A 14785-nucleotide genomic window follows, 5' to 3' on the forward strand; every position below is an offset into this window, starting at 1 on the left:
CCGGTGGCTACTTTGACAATTCCGCCTTCGCCCGCTCCTCGGCCTGGAGCTCCTTGCGGCTCAGTTTGCCGATCATCGTCTTGGGCAGGCTGTTGCGGATTTCGAGGGCGACGATGCGCTCGTGCTTGCCGAGCGACCGGTTGAGCCAGTCGAGGAGGTCGGCGTCCGCGACGGAGGCGTCCTCATTCAGCGTGACGAAGGCCTTGGGGCGCTCGCCGGCATAAGGATCGGGAATGCCGATGACGAGCGCCTCGCGCACCGCCTCGTGCTGATAGAGAAGCGCTTCGAGCTGGCTCGGGAAAACCTTGAAGCCCGACACGGCGATCATGTCCTTCAGCCGGTCGACGATGCGGATATAGCCATCCTCGTCGATCAGGCCGACATCGCCGGTGCGAAGGCCGCCCGGGACGAACACCTTCGCGTCGGATTCCGGGCGATTCCAATAACCCTTCATGATCTGCGGCCCGGATACGACGATCTCGCCCGGTTCGCCTGTTGGCGCCGGGCGGCTCGGATCCTCCTTGTCGACTAGGGTCACCATCGTCGCCGGCAGCGGGTGGCCGATCGTGCCGGTCTTGTTGAGCCCCTCATAGGGGTTGGTGGAAACGACGCCGGAACTCTCGGTCAATCCATAGCCCTCCACGAGGCGGGCGCCGGTCTTCTCCTCGAAGCGGCGTTTCACCTCGGCCGGCATCGGCGCGCCCCCGGAGATGCAGACACGGAGCGAGGAGAGGTCCGCCTTCGCGATGCCGGGATGGTCGAGCAGAGCCTGATACATGGTCGGAACGCCCGGCAGCGCCGTCGCCCTGGTCCGCTCGATCGCGGCCAGCGCCTGCGCGGCATCGAAGCGGGGCAGTAGCACCATCTCGCCGCCCTTGGCGATGGTGCGGTTGAGGACGCAGGTGTTGGCGAAGACATGGAAGAGCGGGAGAACGCCCATGATCCGGTCGTCCGCTTCCGGCTCCGGGTCGATCGCTTCGACCTGCCGGGCATTGGCGGTGAGATTCTGGTGGGTCAGCATCGCGCCCTTGGGCGTACCGGTGGTGCCGCCCGTATATTGAAGCAAGGCGACCGCCTGCGGATCGAGCGTAGGCGTCTCGCAGCGGCCGTCATTGGCGATCAGCGCGGAGAATGCCGTGACGCGCCCAATGCTGGGGCGCTCGGCGATCTGGCTTCGCTTGAACAGGCGGTAGAGGACCGATTTGGCCGGCGGCAACGCGCCCGCCACGGAGCCGACGACCAGCCGTTCGAGCCCGGTCATCTCCATCACCTCCAGCGCGTTCGGCAACAGCGCGCTGGCCGACACGGTGAAGAGGATGCGCGTGCCGGAATCCTCGATCTGCGCGGCCAGCTCCGGCACCGTGTATAGGGGCGAGAAATTGACGACGATCGCGCCCAGCTTCATCGCGCCATAATAAGCGGCGACATAATGCGGGACGTTGGGGAGGAAGAGACCCACCCGGTCGCCCTCGCCGATACCGAATTTCGCCAGGCCGCAGGCGACGCGGTCGACGCCGCTCGCCACCTCGGCATAGCTGTACTTGCGACCCATGAAGTCGATCGCCCAGCTATTGGGAACGCGCCGGGCGGTGCGCTGGAACATGTCCGGCACCGTCAGCGGCGGGAAATCCCGCTCCCATGGCGCGGGATGGCGATAGGCCTTGCGCCAGATGTCGGCCGGATCGGTCATGGCGCAGGCGTAACGGGGGCACCGCCCAGGCTCAAGTCCTCAGACCCTCAGGTCGCGCGATACCAGTGGATGCCGTCGCGCAGCTCCCGCACGGCCCTTCCCTCCACCTGGAGGCGCCGGAGATGGGCCATCGCTTCGCCGGTGGCGAGGCCGAAGACGCTGTCGTCGATCTTGCGGGCGAACAGGATCGCGAAGCAATCCACGGCCCGGCGCGGCTCCGACAGGTGCGCGTGGAGCGCGTCGAGCTGTTTGCGGTGGCCGTGGTCCAACGCGTCGAGACGGGCGTGGAGGCCGGTGAAGGGCTCGCCATGGGAGGGGAGGACGAGCGGGCTGTCGGACAGCATTTTCAGTTTGGCGATCGACGCGAGCCAGTCGCCGAGCGGGTCCGCCTCCGGCTCGCTCAGGCTGAGCGAGACGTTGGAGGTGATCCGCGGCAGCACCTGGTCCCCCGCGATCATCACGCCGCCTGCCTCGTCCACCAGGCAGGCATGTTCGGGGCTGTGGCCGCCGCCAACCAGCACCCGCCAGTCGCGGGCGCCGATGCGGATCGTATCGCCGTCGCGCATCCGCACGAAGGCGACCGGCACCGGGCTCACCACCGAGGAGAAGCGGCCCCATCCCTTTTCCGCCTCGGCCGCGATCCTCTCCTCGTCCCAGCCGGCGGCGCGCCAGTAAGCGAAGGCTTCGCGCGGCGGCGTGTCGCGGATATCGGCGGTCAGCATCCGCGCGAATAGCCATTCCTCGCGCGTCATCCACAAAGGCGCGCCGAAGCGCTCCGTCAGCCAACCGGCAAGGCCGATATGGTCGGGGTGGAAATGCGTGCAGATGACGCGGGTGACGGAACGGCCCGCCAGCGGACCCGCGAGCAACGCTTCCCAAGCCTCGCGGCAGGGCGCGATGTCGAGCCCCGTATCGACGATGGCGACGCCGTCGGGGCTTTCCCCGGACTCCGATCCGGGGTCGTCGAGCAGCCAGATGTTGATGTGCTTGAGCGAGCCTGGAACCGGCAGCCGTGCCCAGCAGACGCCGTCGGCGATTGCGATCACCTCGCCCGCGCCGGGTCCGTCGCGGCCGAGCGGATAGGTCAGGCCCTTATGGCTGTAAGCCGCGCCGGCGTCCGCGATCGAGGCGTCGGGGGTCGCGCCCTCAGTTTTTGAAGGGATCGACAAAATCCGGTTCGGCGCTGGCTTCGGCTTCCTGGTCGCCGGATTGGGCGGCGGCCTCGGCGGCAAGCGCCGCTTCGGCCTCGCGGGCGTGGGTCTCACGCTCGGCGCGGAGCTCGGTGATCAGCGCCTCGCGGTCGCTGGCGAGGTTGAGGTCGACCGGCGCCGGCTCGATACCCGCCGCCTTCGCCGCCTTGGCGACGATGGCGTCGAGCTCGCGCTGCGAGGTGAGACCAAGCGTCACCGGATCCTTGGGCTGGATGTTGGCGATGTTCCAGTGCGTACGATCGCGGATCGCGGCGATGGTCGTGCGGGTGGTGCCGATCAGCTTGCCGATCTGGCCGTCCGAAATCTCCGGGTGGTTACGGATGATCCAGGCGATGCCGTCGGGCTTGTCCTGACGCTTGGACACCGGCGTGTAGCGCGGCCCCTTGGTGCGGACGGCCTTGTCGGGCTCCTTCTGCATCCGCAGGCGATATTCGGGATCGGCCTGGCCGCGCTCGATCTCCTCCATGGTGAGCTCGCCGACGCGAACCGGATCGCGGCCGGTCAGCTTGGTCGCGGCGGTATCGTCGGCGATCGCCTGCACCTCGAGAATGTGCAGGCCGCAGAATTCGGCGATCTGCTCGAAGGTGAGCGCGGTGTTGTCGACCAGCCAGGAAGCGGTCGCATGGGGCATGAGCGGCTGAGCCACTGGGCGTCTCCGGATAAAATAAGGGCCGCCCCTTCGCGGAGCGGCCGAAACATTGCCCGCGATGTACGCCCGCCGTCCACCGGGCGCAAGCCAAGACTTGTTCCGCTTCGCCGATAATCGGCCGCAATCCGCCTCAAAAAAGCCGCGCGCCCGATGAATGGGAGGAATGGGGAATCAGGGGAGGGACCAGTGAAGAGATTGATGATCGCGTCGCTTGTGGCGGCGCAGACGCTTGCCGTGGCGCAGCCGGCTCTGGCCGCGACGATCGACGACCTGCCGATCGCAGCGCAGCAGAGCCACGGCGCCTTCGCCGGAGCGCGCCTGCGCGTGCCTTTGGGCGGCGAAACCCGTGCGGTACGCGCCGGGCTCGCCGTCGCTTCGATGCAGCGCAGCGAGGCCAGCGACGGCCGCGCCGCCCTGCGCTTCTCGGAAGGAATGGAGTTGGGATTCACCGGCAAGGGCAAAGCGCGCTTGATGCTCGCGGGCCAGCCGATCGGCGCCAGGCTCGGCGTCGCGCAGGATGAAGACGATGACGGTGGCCCTTCCACCTTGGGGACGATCGCAATCGTGGTCGGCGGGTTGCTCGTCGCCGGGGCGATCGGCGTCGCCGTCCTCGCCCACGAGATCAGCAAGAATTCCGAGTGAAGCGGTAGGAGTCGATCGAGATGTGGCCGGGGGCGGCGCGTACCGCCTCCAGCCATTTCACGACCGCTGGAAAGGCGCCGAGCGAGAAGCCGCCTTCCGCCGCGACATGGGTGTAGGCGTAGAGAGCGATGTCGGCGAGGCTGAGCGTCTCCCCGACCAGGAACAGACGCGTCTCCAGGTGCTCGTCCATCAGCCGGAGCGCGGCCTCCCCGGCGGCTCGTTTCGCCGGCATCTGGCCCTGCTGCGCCCCGCTCAGCCGGTCTTCTCCGACATAAGCGAGCCAGTAGCGCATCGTCGCGATGTTGGGCTCGTGGCTGTACTGCTCGAAGAACATCCAGCGCAGCATGTCCGCGCGGTCGAAACGATCCGAGGGAATGAGGCGCGAGCCGTCGGCCAGATAGAAGCAGGCGGCGTTGCTCTCGGGGATGAACCGGTCGCCGACCTGAAGCACCGGAATGCGGCCGTTGGCGTTGACGGCGGCGAGAAACGCGGGCGTCCGCGTCTCGCCCTTCGAGATGTCATATTCGCGCCGTTCCAGCGGCAGACCGAGATACGCGGCGGTGAGCCGGACCTTGTAGCAATTGCCGGACGCCGAATATTCGTGGAGAATGAGTTCCAACGTCATTTCACCCCCCGTCATTCCCGCGAAAGCGGGAATCCAGCGCCGCGTCCGCATCATGCGTTGATCCATCGGAACAGATCGGTCCGGTCCGGATTGCCACGCTCGATCAGTCATGCATCTCCAGCACGATCTTGCCCACATGCTCGCTGCTCTCCATGCGGCGGTGGGCGTCAGCGGCCGCCTCCAGAGGAAAGACGCTGTCGATGACCGGGCGTATGCGTCCAGCCTCCAGATGCGGCCAGGCCTCGCGCCTCAATTCGTCCGCCAGGGCCGACTTGAACTCCACCGAGCGCGCGCGGAGCGTGGAGCCGGTGAGGGTGAGGCGCTTCGCCATGATCGGCCAGAGGGGGATTTCGGCTTTGGCTCCGCGCTGGGCGGCGATGGAGACGTGCCGGCCCTCCTCGGCGAGGCAGGCGAGGTTGCGGGGCACATAGTCGCCGCCGACCATGTCGAGCACGACCTGCACACCGCCCGGCGCGACCTGCTTCACCGACTCGACGAAATCCTGAATCTTGTAGTTGATTGCGTGTGCGGCGCCGATCTCCAGCGCCCGGGCGCACTTCTCGTCGGAGCCGGCCGTGACGAGGACGGTCAGGCCGAACGCAGTGCCGAGCAGGATTGCGGTCGTGCCGATGCCGCTCGTGCCGCCATGCACAAGCACGGTGTCGCCCTCCGCCGCGCCGCCACGCTGGAACAGATTGCTCCAGACCGTGAAGACGGTCTCGGGAAGCGCGGCCGCCTCGATCATCGTCAGCGTCGCCGGAACCGGCAGGCACTGGCCGGCGGGCGCGACGGCATAATGCGCATAGCCGCCGCCGGCGACCAGCGCGCAGACCCTTTCGCCGACGCGCGCGGGATCGACGCCCTCTCCCGTGGCGACGATCTCGCCCGCTATTTCGAGGCCGGGAATGGTGGGGGCGCCCTTGGGCGGCGGATAGAGGCCCAGCCGCTGCATCACGTCGGGCCGGTTCACGCCCGCCGCCGCGACCTTCACGAGCAGCTCGCCGGCGCCGGGCTTCGGAACCGGCCGCTCGACCGGCTTCAGCACCTCGGGCCCGCCCGTCTCGGCCGGGTCGATCGCGATCATCGTGGCCGGAAGGGTGGTCATTAAGTCACGCTCCATGCAAGAAATCTGGGGATATGTCGCGCATCCGATTGACACAAGCGGGTGTCCGGCGGACTCTTCGCACATGGATCTGGACGAACTCTTTCCGGACAAGCCAGGCGACCCGCTGACGTTGCTCGTCAGGCAGGATCTCGATCCCTTTTCGGTCGACGAGCTCCACGCCCGCATCGCCGCGCTCGAAGGCGAAATCGCGCGGGTGAAGGCAAAAATTGAAGCCGCCGTTAACCATCGCGCAAGCGCCGATGCGATATTCAAGAAGTGAAGGACGCGCGGAGCAACGTCCAAGGCGCTCCGCCGTTAATAAGGACGAGTGCTTGATGATGGGCCGACGCGGCACGACATTGGGGACAAGTTGCCCGTGACAGCCAGCGCGGGCCCTGAGGAGTAAGATATGCCGTCATTCGCCCGCGAACTGGAACAGACGCTCCATACGGCGCTCGCCGAAGCGAGCGGCCGCAGGCACGAATATGCGACGCTCGAGCATCTGCTGCTCGCGCTCGTCGAGGATGTCCACGCCTCCAAGGTGATGCATGCCTGCGGCGTCGACTTGAAGGAGCTGCGCGAAGGCGTCCGCCTCTATCTCGACAGCGAGCTCGAAGCGCTGAAGGTCGATGGCGAAACCGACCCCTCCCCCACCAGCGGCTTCCAGCGGGTCGTCCAGCGCGCCATCCTCCACGTCCAGTCTTCCGGACGAGACGAAGTGACCGGCGCCAACGTGCTCGTCGCGCTCTTTTCCGAGCGTGAGAGCTATGCCGTCTATTTCCTGCAGCAGCAGGATATGAGCCGCCTGGATGCGGTGAGCTACATCAGCCATGGCGTCGGCAAGGGCGAAGCCGCCGCCGAACCGACCGAGGTGAAGGGCACCGAGGAGACGCCCAAGGAAGAAGGCAAGAAGAAGTCCGAATCGGCGCTGAAGCAATTCACGGTAAACCTGAACGAGAAGGCCCAGGCCGGCCGCGTCGATCCCTTGATCGGGCGCGGACCCGAGGTCGACCGCACCGTTCAGATTCTCTGCCGCCGCTCCAAGAACAACCCGCTCTATGTCGGTGATCCGGGTGTCGGCAAGACGGCGATCGCGGAGGGCCTCGCCCGCAAGATCATCGAGGGCGACGTGCCCGACGTGCTCAAGCCGGCGGTCATCTACTCGCTCGACATGGGCGCTTTGCTCGCCGGCACGCGCTATCGCGGCGATTTCGAGGAAAGACTGAAGGCCGTGGTGACGGAGCTCGAAAAGCTGCCGCACGCGATCCTGTTTATCGACGAGATCCACACCGTAATCGGCGCCGGCGCCACCTCGGGCGGCGCGATGGACGCGTCGAACCTCCTCAAGCCGGCGCTGTCGAGCGGCACGATCCGCTGCATCGGCTCGACCACCTACAAGGAATTCCGCAACCATTTCGAGAAGGACCGGGCTTTGCTCCGGCGCTTCCAGAAGATCGACGTCAACGAGCCGACCATCGAGGACACGATCAAGATCCTCGCCGGCCTGCGCTCGGCGTTCGAGGAGCATCACAACGTCAAATACACGCCCGACGCGATCAAGTCGGCGGTGGAGCTGTCGGCGCGCTACATCAACGACCGCAAGCTGCCCGACAAGGCGATCGACGTGATCGACGAGGTCGGCGCGATGCAGATGCTGGTGATCCCGTCCAAGCGCAAGAAGACGATCACCACCCGGGAGATCGAGGCGGTCATCTCGACCATCGCCCGCATCCCGCCCAAGAGCGTCAGCGCCGACGACAAGAAGGCGCTCGAGCATCTCGGCCGCGACCTCAAGCGGGTCGTATTCGGCCAGGACAAGGCGATCGACACCTTGTCGTCGGCGATCAAACTGAGCCGCGCGGGCCTCCGCGATCCGGACAAGCCGATCGGCAATTATCTCTTCTCCGGCCCCACCGGCGTCGGCAAGACCGAGGTCGCGCGCCAATTGGCCTCGATCATGGGCATTCCGCTCCAGCGCTTCGACATGTCGGAATATATGGAGCGCCACTCGGTCAGCCGCCTGATCGGCGCCCCCCCGGGCTATGTCGGCTACGACCAGGGCGGCCTGCTCACCGACGCGGTCGACCAGCATCCGCACAGCGTGCTGCTGCTCGACGAGATCGAGAAGGCCCATCCCGACCTGTTCAACATCCTCCTCCAGGTGATGGACAACGGCAAATTGACCGATCACCACGGCAAGACGGTCGATTTCCGCAATGTCATCCTCATCATGACCACCAATGCCGGGGCGTCCGACATGGCCCGCGAGGGGATCGGCTTTGGTGCCATCACCCGCGAGGGCGAGGATGAGGAAGCGATCAAGCGGATGTTCACGCCCGAATTCCGCAACCGTCTCGATGCGGTCGTGCCGTTCGGCTATCTGCCCCCCGAAGTGGTCGCCCGCGTCGTCGATAAGTTCATCCTCCAGCTCGAATTGCAGCTGGCGGACCGCAACGTCCACATCAGCCTCGACGAGAATGCCAAGGAATGGCTCACCTCTCGCGGCTACGACCGGCTCTACGGCGCCCGCCCGATGGGCCGCCTGATGCAGGAGAAGATCAAGCAGCCGCTCGCCGAGGAATTGCTGTTCGGCAAGCTGATGGGCGGCGGCGAGGTCAAGGTCACGATCAAGGACAATGCTCCCGCCTTCGAGATCGTCCCGGCGGCGCCCAAGGCGCCGCGAAGGAAGAAGGGCGGCGGCAAGAAGAAGCCGGAAGAGCAGAAGGCGTAGTTACCACCGCGTTGGGCTGCGCCCGTCTAGGAGTTGGCCAAATTACAGGCAAAATCTAAATTCCGGTGACACAATTGGATTCACCCGCTCACGCCGCCTCCAGCCGGGGGATGGCGTCGAGGGCATCGCCCAGTTCGCGTTCGGCGATTTTGAGGTCGTAGTTGCGCTGCATGTTGACCCAGCTTTCGGCGCTGCCGCCGAACATCCGTGCGAGGCGCAAGGCCATTGCCGGGGTGACGGGCTGCTTCTCGCCAAGGATGTCGTAGAGCGTCTGGCGAGAGATGCCGAGCAGGCGGGCGATCTCCGTCTTGGGGCGGCCGACGGCGGGAAGGATATCCTCGCGCAGCATCTCGCCGGGATGGACGGGGCGCAAGCCCTTGAGGAGCGGGTTGGTCATCAGTGGTAATCCTCCAGATCGACATCGACGGCATTCCTGCCATCCCAGCCGAATGTGATCCGCCAGTTGCCCGAAGCATCGACGGCATAGCGTCCTTTGTCGCGTCCTTCGAGGCCGTGGAACCGATAGCCGGGCAGGTTCATGTCCTCCGGCGTGATCGCTCCCTCCAGCCTGGCGAGTATCGCCTCCGCCCGGCGGACATTCGGCACGCTCAGCTTCGACGCATCACCCCGTTCCGCCAACCGGCGCAGGGCTTTGCTGCGGAACGAGCGGATCATGGGTGTAAGCTAGTGCCTGACAAATGACCTGTCAAGCACCGCCTGACAGTCTCCCCGTTGGACCGCGCGTCTAGCGACTCCGCCGGAGGGACGATAAGGTGGCGCCTCCGCAGCAGGAGTACCGCCATGCCCAGCCTCACTTTCTACACCAATCCGATGTCGCGCGGGCGGATCGCCCGGTGGATGCTGGAGGAAGTAGGCGAGCCCTACGACACCGTCCTGCTCGATTACGGTACGACGATGAAGGGCGCGGACTATCTCGCCGTCAATCCGATGGGCAAGGTGCCGGCGATCAGGCATGGCGACACCGTCGTGACCGAGGCGGCGGCGATCTGCGCCTATCTGGCCGACGCCTTCCCCGCCGCCGGCCTCGCTCCCCCGCCCGGCGACGAGCGCCGCGGCCCTTATTATCGCTGGATGTTCTTCGCCGCGGGTCCGGTCGAAGCGGCGGTGACCAACAAATCCCAGGGCTTTGAATCCGACAAGAAGCAGATGCTCGGCTATGGCAGCTTCGAGGACACGATGAGCGCGCTGGAGCTGGCGATCTCGCGAGGCCCCTACATTTGCGGCGATCAGTTCACCGCCGCCGACGTTTATGTGGGCTCGCAGATCGGCTGGGGCCTGATGTTCGGTACGATCGATGAGCGCCCCGGGTTTAAGGACTATGTCGGCCGCCTGGACGTCCGCCCCGCCGCCAGGCGCGCGAACGAACTCGATGACGCCGCGATGCCGGCGAAAGAGGAGCAGCCGGCATGAGCGACGACATCCGGGACGCCGCGATCCGCCTTTACGACCGCTTCACGCATGACGGCATGGACCGCCGCGACTTCATGGCCCGTCTGACCAGGCTGGCCGGAAGCGCCGCCGCGGCCAATGCCCTGCTGCTCGGCATCGCCGCCAGCCCGGCCGCCGCCGCGATCGTGCCACCGGACGATCCGCGCCTCGAATTGCGCGACCTGGAATGGGAGATTTCACCGGGCCGCAAGATGAAGGGCTATGGCGCGGCGCCGGTAGAGGCCGATCCCGGTTTGCCTTTGGTTCTCGTCATCCACGAGAATCGCGGCCTCAACGACCATATACGCGACGTCGCGCGCCGCGTCGCGCTCGCCGGCCTGTCGGCGGTCGCGCCCGATTTCCTGTCGCCGCTCGGCGGTACCCCGGCAGACGAGGACAAGGCGCGCGAGATGATCGGCACGCTCGATCTCGCCGCCGCCACCGGCGACGGAGTCGCCATCATCAAATGGCTGAGCTCGCCCGCCGGCGGCAGCCGCAAGGTGGGCGCGGTCGGCTTCTGCTGGGGTGGCGCAATGGTCAATCGCCTCGCCGTCGCCTCGGGACCGGAGCTGCGCGCCGCCGTGCCCTTCTACGGCACGGCTCCCGATCCCGCCGAAGCCGTGAAGGTCGAGACGCCGATGCTGATCCACCTTGCCGGGCTCGACGAGCGGGTCAACAAGACCGCCCTTCCCTTCGCCAAGGCTCTGGAGGCGGCGGGCAAGGACGTCACCACCCACGTCTATCCGAACGTCAACCACGCCTTCCACAACGACACGTCGGCGGAGCGATACGACAAGGCGGCGGCGGATCTGGCGTGGCGGCGGACGCTGGACTTCTTCGCCCGCCATCTCGGCACGACCGCCGGCTGACCCACGTGACGAGAACAATGCGATGGCTGGCCCTGATGGTCAGCAGGGGCTTCGGCGATCGCGGCCGCCACGCCGATTCCCCGCTCGCCATCCCGCTTATCGGGTGGCGCGACATCCTGATCCGCGTCTGGCGCAGCGCCAAGGCCGACAATCTCAACGTGCTGGCGGCTGGAATTGCCTTCTACGCTTTTCTCGCCTTGCTCCCGCTTATCGCCTCGACGGCGATGATCTACGGCTTCGCGAGGGAACCCGTGGAGGTCGTCCGGGATGTGGGCAAGCTGGTGTCGATCATCCCCGAAGCGGCGCAGGAGCTCGTCGCGCGGCGGGTGGTTGAGGTCATCACCGATCATCGCGGCAGCGGCCTGGCCTTATTCCTCGCGCTGTTGCTCACGCTCTATGGCGGCGCGCGCAGCGCGCGGTCGATCACCGCCGCGCTCAACGCCATCTACGGCGAAGGCGACGTGCAGCGCTTCGCCCGGCGCTGGGGCATTCCCATGTTGCTGGCGCTGGGCAGCGCCGCTTTGATGCTGCTGGCGCTCACCGCCATCGCTATCTTCGGCTATGTGGGAGAGATGCTGCCGGAGAGCGCGAGCCTCGAATGGGGCATAACGACACTGGCTTTCTGGCTGCTGATAGCTTTGGGAATAAGCGGCGGCAGCGCCCTGCTCTACCGCTACGCTCCCTCGCGCCGCCACGCGCGCTGGGCGTGGATTTTCCCCGGCGCTCTTGCCGCCACGATCCTGTGGCTGCTCGCCACCTTCGCCTTCGGATTCTACATCGCCCGCTTCGGCCGCTACGACATCAGCTACGGCTCGCTCGCCGCCGTGGTCGTGCTGCAATTGTGGATCTACCTCTCCGCCTTCATCCTGCTGCTCGGCGCCAAGCTCAATGCCGAGATCGAGCGCCAGACCAGCGAGGACACCACCGTCGGCGCTTCCCGCCCAGCCGGCCGGCGCCACGCCGCATCGGCCGACGAGACCGGTGAGATCCCCAGGATCGAGTTGGACCTGACCGAATAGAAAAAGGCCCGGCGTTTCCGCCGGGCCTTCTCCCCTTCCCAATTCCAGGACCGTGCCTATTCGCGGCTGCCCATGAAGTTGAGGAGGAAGGTGAACATGTTGACGAAATCCAGATAGAGCGACAGCGCGCCCATGATGACGGTCTTGCCCATCATATCCGTTCCGGCGACATGGAAATAGAGGCTCTTGATACGCTGTGTATCATATGCGGTGAGCCCCGCGAACAGCAGCACGCCGATGAAGCTGATCGCGAGCTGCATGGCAGTCGACTGGACGAACAGGTTGATGATCATCGCCACCAGCAGGCCGACGACGCCCATGATCAGGAACGTGCCGAAGCCCGACAGATCCTTCTTCGTCGTGTAGCCCCACAGGCTGAGGCCCGCGAAGCCCGCCGCTGTCGCGAAGAAGGTCATCGCGATCGATTCTCCGGTGAAGACTAGGAAGATCGACGCCATCGACAGGCCCATCACGGTCGCGAACAGCCAGAACAGCAGTTGCGCGGTTCCGGTCGACAGCCGGTTGATGCCGAAGCTCAGCACCATCACGAACGCCAGCGGCGAGAACATGATGACATATTTGAGAATGCCCGGCCCGCCGAGGATGGCGGCCGCATAGCCGCTGTTCGCGAACAGCAAAGCGACGATGCCGGTGAGCAGCACGCCCGAGGCCATGTAATTGTAAACCGAGAGCATATAGGACCGAAGGCCCGCGTCGAAGGCCGCCGTGTCGCGGCCGACGCCCGTCGTCCGGGCGGTCGGTTGCGGCGATGCTGTCGCCCGCGGGTCAAACCCGTTTGCCATTTCAAACTTCTCCTTTGACGGCGAAATCCTCGCCGTTGCCCAGCAATATCGTGTGAATCGCTCTCGCATTCAAGGAAAACCGGAGGGGCTCGCCGGCGCGTCACCCCGGCGAAGGCGGGGGCCCAGTCCGGCGATTGACGCTGGACCCCGACTTTCGCCGGGTTACATTGGTGGGCATGCACCGCCTGTTCGTAGCGATCCGGCCGCCGCGCGCGATTCGCGATCAGCTTCTCGCGCTGATGGGCGGCGTTCGCGGCGCGCGCTGGCAGTGCGACGACCAGCTCCACCTCACCTTGCGCTTCATCGGCGAAGTCGACCGCCACCTGGCCGAGGACGTCCATGCCGCCCTCGGCGCGATCCATCATCCGCGCTTCGAAGTGGCGCTGAGCGGCATCGGCGGGTTTGAGCGTCGCGGGCAGCCGCACGCTTTGTGGGCCGGCGTCGCGCCGCATGAGCCGCTGAAGGCGCTCCACAAGAAGATCGACCAGGCGCTCGGCCGCGCCGGCATCGGACCGGACGAACGCGCCTATCTGCCGCACATCACGCTGGCGCGCCTCAACCGCTCTTCGGGACCCGTGGCGGGCCTGCTGGAGGAAGCCGGCGGCGTCACCAGCCCGCTTTTTGTCGTCGACGGCTTCTCGCTCTACGAAAGCCAGCTGACACCGGAGGGCGCGATCTATTCGGTGGTCGAGAGATTCCGGCTCGACTGATCCAGCAGCCGTTCCACCATAGCCGCATAGCCCGCGCCGAACAGCCGCAGGTGCACCAATGCGGGAAAGAGCTGATAGATCGGGCGCCGTTCCTCCCAGCCCGGCTCCAGCGGCCCATAGGCTTCCCAAAATTCGGGCGGCGGCGACCCGAACAGGGTCAGCATCGCGAGGTCCACTTCGCCATGGCCGTAATAGCAAGCGGGATCGATCAGCGCGGCGAGTTTGCCGCCGGCGACGAGGATGTTGCCGCTCCACAGGTCGCCATGGAGGAAGGCAGGTGGAGGGTCTGGTGGAACCAGCTCCGCCATCCGCCGCGCCACCGCCTCGACGCGCTCGCGCCAGGGCCGGTCCAATATGCTCGCGGTCGCCACCAGCCGCTGCTCCGCCCAGAAGCCCGGCCAGTCGCTCCGCTGACGATTGTCGAGCTCGACCGTGCCGAGCCGGTGATCCACGGGCCAGCCATACGTCTCACCCCTCCGCTCGTGCAGCCGCCGCAGCGCCGCTCCGATATCGGCCCAGGCGAGCGGGCTGAACAATTCATCATTCTCGACATGTTCGAGCAGCAATACGCCGTCATGCTCGCCCTCGACCATCGGCACCGGGGCGCCCGCGCCAGCCAGGGACCGAAGCATCGCCGCTTCGGTGCCGATGCCCGCGCCTCCCTTGGCCACCGTGCAACGTCCGTCGGGGCGTCGAAGCAGCAACACCTCCGACAAGTCCCCGCCCGCCAGCCGCTCCAGCCGATCCTCGGCGACCCCGAGAAGGTTCGCGACCTTGCGGGCGAAAGAGGTCATCGCCCCGCGATCTTGCGCGCGAGGCCTTTCGCACCCTCCATCACGTCCGCCCAGGCGGCGTCGAAATGCTCTTCCTCGCCATAATAAGGATCGGCGACCGCCTGCCCTTCGCGGCCTTCGACATGGTCGAGGAGCAGCGACAATTCCGCCTTCGCGCCGGCGGGCCGCATCGCCTCCAGGTCGGCGAGGTTCTGGGCATCGAGCGCGACGATGTGATCGAAGCGATGGAAGTCCTGCGGGCCTACCTGCCGCGCACGCAAGCCGGAGATATCGACGCCGTTCCTCCTGGCCACCGCCGCCGCGCGCGGATCAGGAGCATGGCCGATATGCCAGTCCCCGGTCCCAGCCGAATCCACCTCGACCTCCAACCCCAGCCGCTCCGCCTCGCCGCGCAGCGCCGCCTCGGCGAGGGGCGAGCGGCAGATATTGCCGAGGCACACGAACAGCACCGACTTTCCCATAAGGTAAACCTTGTTGCCAAAGCGCCT

17 protein-coding genes are annotated in these 14785 nt (G+C 66.4%); 7 read left to right on the forward strand and 10 right to left on the reverse strand.

The genetic code is table 11. The features are described from left to right. Nucleotides 1-7: 7 nt before the first annotated feature. Genes ACFQRC_RS11395 through ACFQRC_RS11405 form a run of 3 tightly spaced genes read right to left on the reverse strand, consistent with a single transcriptional unit; the run spans nt 8 to nt 3547 of the window. Nucleotides 8-1690, reverse strand: a complete 1683-nt coding sequence (locus tag ACFQRC_RS11395) for a long-chain fatty acid--CoA ligase (protein WP_379961280.1) — start codon at nt 1688-1690, stop codon at nt 8-10. 47 nt (nt 1691-1737) lie between these two features. Next, nucleotides 1738-2859: an MBL fold metallo-hydrolase gene (locus tag ACFQRC_RS11400; RefSeq protein ID WP_379961282.1), complete on the reverse strand. Its 1122-nt coding sequence runs from the start codon at nt 2857-2859 to the stop codon at nt 1738-1740. Continuing rightward, nucleotides 2837-3547 (reverse strand): DUF1013 domain-containing protein, encoded by a 711-nt coding sequence (locus ACFQRC_RS11405; protein ID WP_379961284.1) that lies wholly within the window; start codon nt 3545-3547, stop codon nt 2837-2839. The genes ACFQRC_RS11400 and ACFQRC_RS11405 overlap by 23 nt, the downstream gene beginning before the upstream one ends. A 201-nt stretch (nt 3548-3748) precedes the next feature. Between ACFQRC_RS11405 and ACFQRC_RS11410 the strand changes: the two genes are divergently transcribed. After that, entirely contained in the window at nt 3749-4192 is a 444-nt protein-coding gene (locus ACFQRC_RS11410; RefSeq protein WP_379961285.1) for a hypothetical protein, read from the forward strand. Here the strand turns inward: ACFQRC_RS11410 and ACFQRC_RS11415 are convergent. Both ACFQRC_RS11415 and ACFQRC_RS11420 read right to left on the reverse strand, forming a co-directional pair. Further along, a complete protein-coding gene (locus ACFQRC_RS11415) occupies nt 4173-4817 on the reverse strand; it encodes a glutathione S-transferase family protein (protein ID WP_379961287.1) in 645 nt (214 codons plus the stop codon). The genes ACFQRC_RS11410 and ACFQRC_RS11415 overlap by 20 nt on opposite strands. A gap of 103 nt (nt 4818-4920) precedes the next feature. After that, on the reverse strand, nt 4921-5922 hold the full coding sequence (locus ACFQRC_RS11420) for an NAD(P)H-quinone oxidoreductase (protein WP_379961289.1): 1002 nt from the start codon (nt 5920-5922) through the stop codon (nt 4921-4923). A 13-nt stretch (nt 5923-5935) separates the two neighbouring features. Here ACFQRC_RS11420 and ACFQRC_RS11425 point away from each other — a divergent pair, with 13 nt between their 5' ends. Both ACFQRC_RS11425 and clpA read left to right on the forward strand, forming a co-directional pair. Beyond that, on the forward strand, nt 5936-6202 hold the full coding sequence (locus tag ACFQRC_RS11425) for a DUF1192 domain-containing protein (RefSeq protein WP_379961291.1): 267 nt from the start codon (nt 5936-5938) through the stop codon (nt 6200-6202). Nucleotides 6203-6331: 129 nt separating this feature from the next. Next, nucleotides 6332-8653: an ATP-dependent Clp protease ATP-binding subunit ClpA gene (gene clpA / locus ACFQRC_RS11430; protein ID WP_379961293.1), complete on the forward strand. Its 2322-nt coding sequence runs from the start codon at nt 6332-6334 to the stop codon at nt 8651-8653. An 88-nt stretch (nt 8654-8741) separates the two neighbouring features. Here clpA and ACFQRC_RS11435 read toward each other — a convergent pair whose 3' ends face one another. Both ACFQRC_RS11435 and ACFQRC_RS11440 read right to left on the reverse strand, forming a co-directional pair. Beyond that, complete coding sequence (locus tag ACFQRC_RS11435; protein ID WP_379961295.1) at nt 8742-9050, reverse strand: HigA family addiction module antitoxin; 309 nt, start codon at nt 9048-9050, stop codon at nt 8742-8744. Further along, nucleotides 9050-9328 (reverse strand): type II toxin-antitoxin system RelE/ParE family toxin, encoded by a 279-nt coding sequence (locus tag ACFQRC_RS11440; RefSeq protein WP_379961297.1) that lies wholly within the window; start codon nt 9326-9328, stop codon nt 9050-9052. Before ACFQRC_RS11440 ends, ACFQRC_RS11435 begins: the two co-directional genes overlap by 1 nt. Before the next feature lie 126 nt (nt 9329-9454). On the opposite strand from ACFQRC_RS11440, the gene ACFQRC_RS11445 reads away from it, so the two are divergent. From ACFQRC_RS11445 to ACFQRC_RS11455, 3 genes are read left to right on the forward strand one after another with little or no spacing between them, the layout of a single operon-like run. Further along, nucleotides 9455-10084: a glutathione S-transferase family protein gene (locus tag ACFQRC_RS11445; protein ID WP_379961299.1), complete on the forward strand. Its 630-nt coding sequence runs from the start codon at nt 9455-9457 to the stop codon at nt 10082-10084. Further along, nucleotides 10081-10971: a dienelactone hydrolase family protein gene (locus ACFQRC_RS11450; protein ID WP_379961301.1), complete on the forward strand. Its 891-nt coding sequence runs from the start codon at nt 10081-10083 to the stop codon at nt 10969-10971. Before ACFQRC_RS11445 ends, ACFQRC_RS11450 begins: the two co-directional genes overlap by 4 nt. Nucleotides 10972-11006: 35 nt before the next feature. Further along, complete coding sequence (locus ACFQRC_RS11455) at nt 11007-11990, forward strand: YihY/virulence factor BrkB family protein (RefSeq protein ID WP_379961303.1); 984 nt, start codon at nt 11007-11009, stop codon at nt 11988-11990. A 56-nt stretch (nt 11991-12046) separates the two neighbouring features. On the opposite strand, the gene ACFQRC_RS11460 is transcribed toward ACFQRC_RS11455, so the two are convergent. After that, nucleotides 12047-12793: a Bax inhibitor-1 family protein gene (locus ACFQRC_RS11460; RefSeq protein ID WP_379961305.1), complete on the reverse strand. Its 747-nt coding sequence runs from the start codon at nt 12791-12793 to the stop codon at nt 12047-12049. 134 nt (nt 12794-12927) lie between these two features. Between ACFQRC_RS11460 and thpR the strand changes: the two genes are divergently transcribed. Further along, nucleotides 12928-13503, forward strand: coding sequence for an RNA 2',3'-cyclic phosphodiesterase (gene thpR / locus ACFQRC_RS11465; protein ID WP_379961307.1), 576 nt, complete (start codon nt 12928-12930; stop codon nt 13501-13503). Here the strand turns inward: thpR and ACFQRC_RS11470 are convergent. After that, nucleotides 13470-14297: a fructosamine kinase family protein gene (locus ACFQRC_RS11470; RefSeq protein ID WP_379961309.1), complete on the reverse strand. Its 828-nt coding sequence runs from the start codon at nt 14295-14297 to the stop codon at nt 13470-13472. The two genes, thpR and ACFQRC_RS11470, sit on opposite strands and share 34 nt — an antisense overlap. After that, entirely contained in the window at nt 14294-14758 is a 465-nt protein-coding gene (locus ACFQRC_RS11475; RefSeq protein WP_379961311.1) for a low molecular weight protein-tyrosine-phosphatase, read from the reverse strand. Before ACFQRC_RS11475 ends, ACFQRC_RS11470 begins: the two co-directional genes overlap by 4 nt. Nucleotides 14759-14785: the final 27 nt, after the last annotated feature.

Source organism: Enterovirga sp. GCM10030262, from assembly GCF_042666435.1.
Taxonomy (GTDB): Bacteria; Pseudomonadota; Alphaproteobacteria; order Sphingomonadales; family Sphingomonadaceae; genus Allosphingosinicella.

Coding starts and splice junctions, on each gene's coding strand:
- ACFQRC_RS11395 (WP_379961280.1), bottom strand. CDS start 1,690: ATGACCGATCCGGCCGACATCTGGCGCAAGGCCTATCGCCATCCCGCG.
- ACFQRC_RS11410 (WP_379961285.1), top strand. CDS start 3,749: ATGATCGCGTCGCTTGTGGCGGCGCAGACGCTTGCCGTGGCGCAGCCG.
- ACFQRC_RS11415 (WP_379961287.1), bottom strand. CDS start 4,817: ATGACGTTGGAACTCATTCTCCACGAATATTCGGCGTCCGGCAATTGC.
- ACFQRC_RS11420 (WP_379961289.1), bottom strand. CDS start 5,922: ATGACCACCCTTCCGGCCACGATGATCGCGATCGACCCGGCCGAGACG.
- ACFQRC_RS11425 (WP_379961291.1), top strand. CDS start 5,936: ATGCAAGAAATCTGGGGATATGTCGCGCATCCGATTGACACAAGCGGG.
- clpA (WP_379961293.1), top strand. CDS start 6,332: ATGCCGTCATTCGCCCGCGAACTGGAACAGACGCTCCATACGGCGCTC.
- ACFQRC_RS11435 (WP_379961295.1), bottom strand. CDS start 9,050: ATGACCAACCCGCTCCTCAAGGGCTTGCGCCCCGTCCATCCCGGCGAG.
- ACFQRC_RS11440 (WP_379961297.1), bottom strand. CDS start 9,328: ATGATCCGCTCGTTCCGCAGCAAAGCCCTGCGCCGGTTGGCGGAACGG.
- ACFQRC_RS11445 (WP_379961299.1), top strand. CDS start 9,455: ATGCCCAGCCTCACTTTCTACACCAATCCGATGTCGCGCGGGCGGATC.
- ACFQRC_RS11450 (WP_379961301.1), top strand. CDS start 10,081: ATGAGCGACGACATCCGGGACGCCGCGATCCGCCTTTACGACCGCTTC.
- ACFQRC_RS11455 (WP_379961303.1), top strand. CDS start 11,007: ATGGTCAGCAGGGGCTTCGGCGATCGCGGCCGCCACGCCGATTCCCCG.
- ACFQRC_RS11460 (WP_379961305.1), bottom strand. CDS start 12,793: ATGGCAAACGGGTTTGACCCGCGGGCGACAGCATCGCCGCAACCGACC.
- ACFQRC_RS11470 (WP_379961309.1), bottom strand. CDS start 14,297: ATGACCTCTTTCGCCCGCAAGGTCGCGAACCTTCTCGGGGTCGCCGAG.
- ACFQRC_RS11475 (WP_379961311.1), bottom strand. CDS start 14,758: ATGGGAAAGTCGGTGCTGTTCGTGTGCCTCGGCAATATCTGCCGCTCG.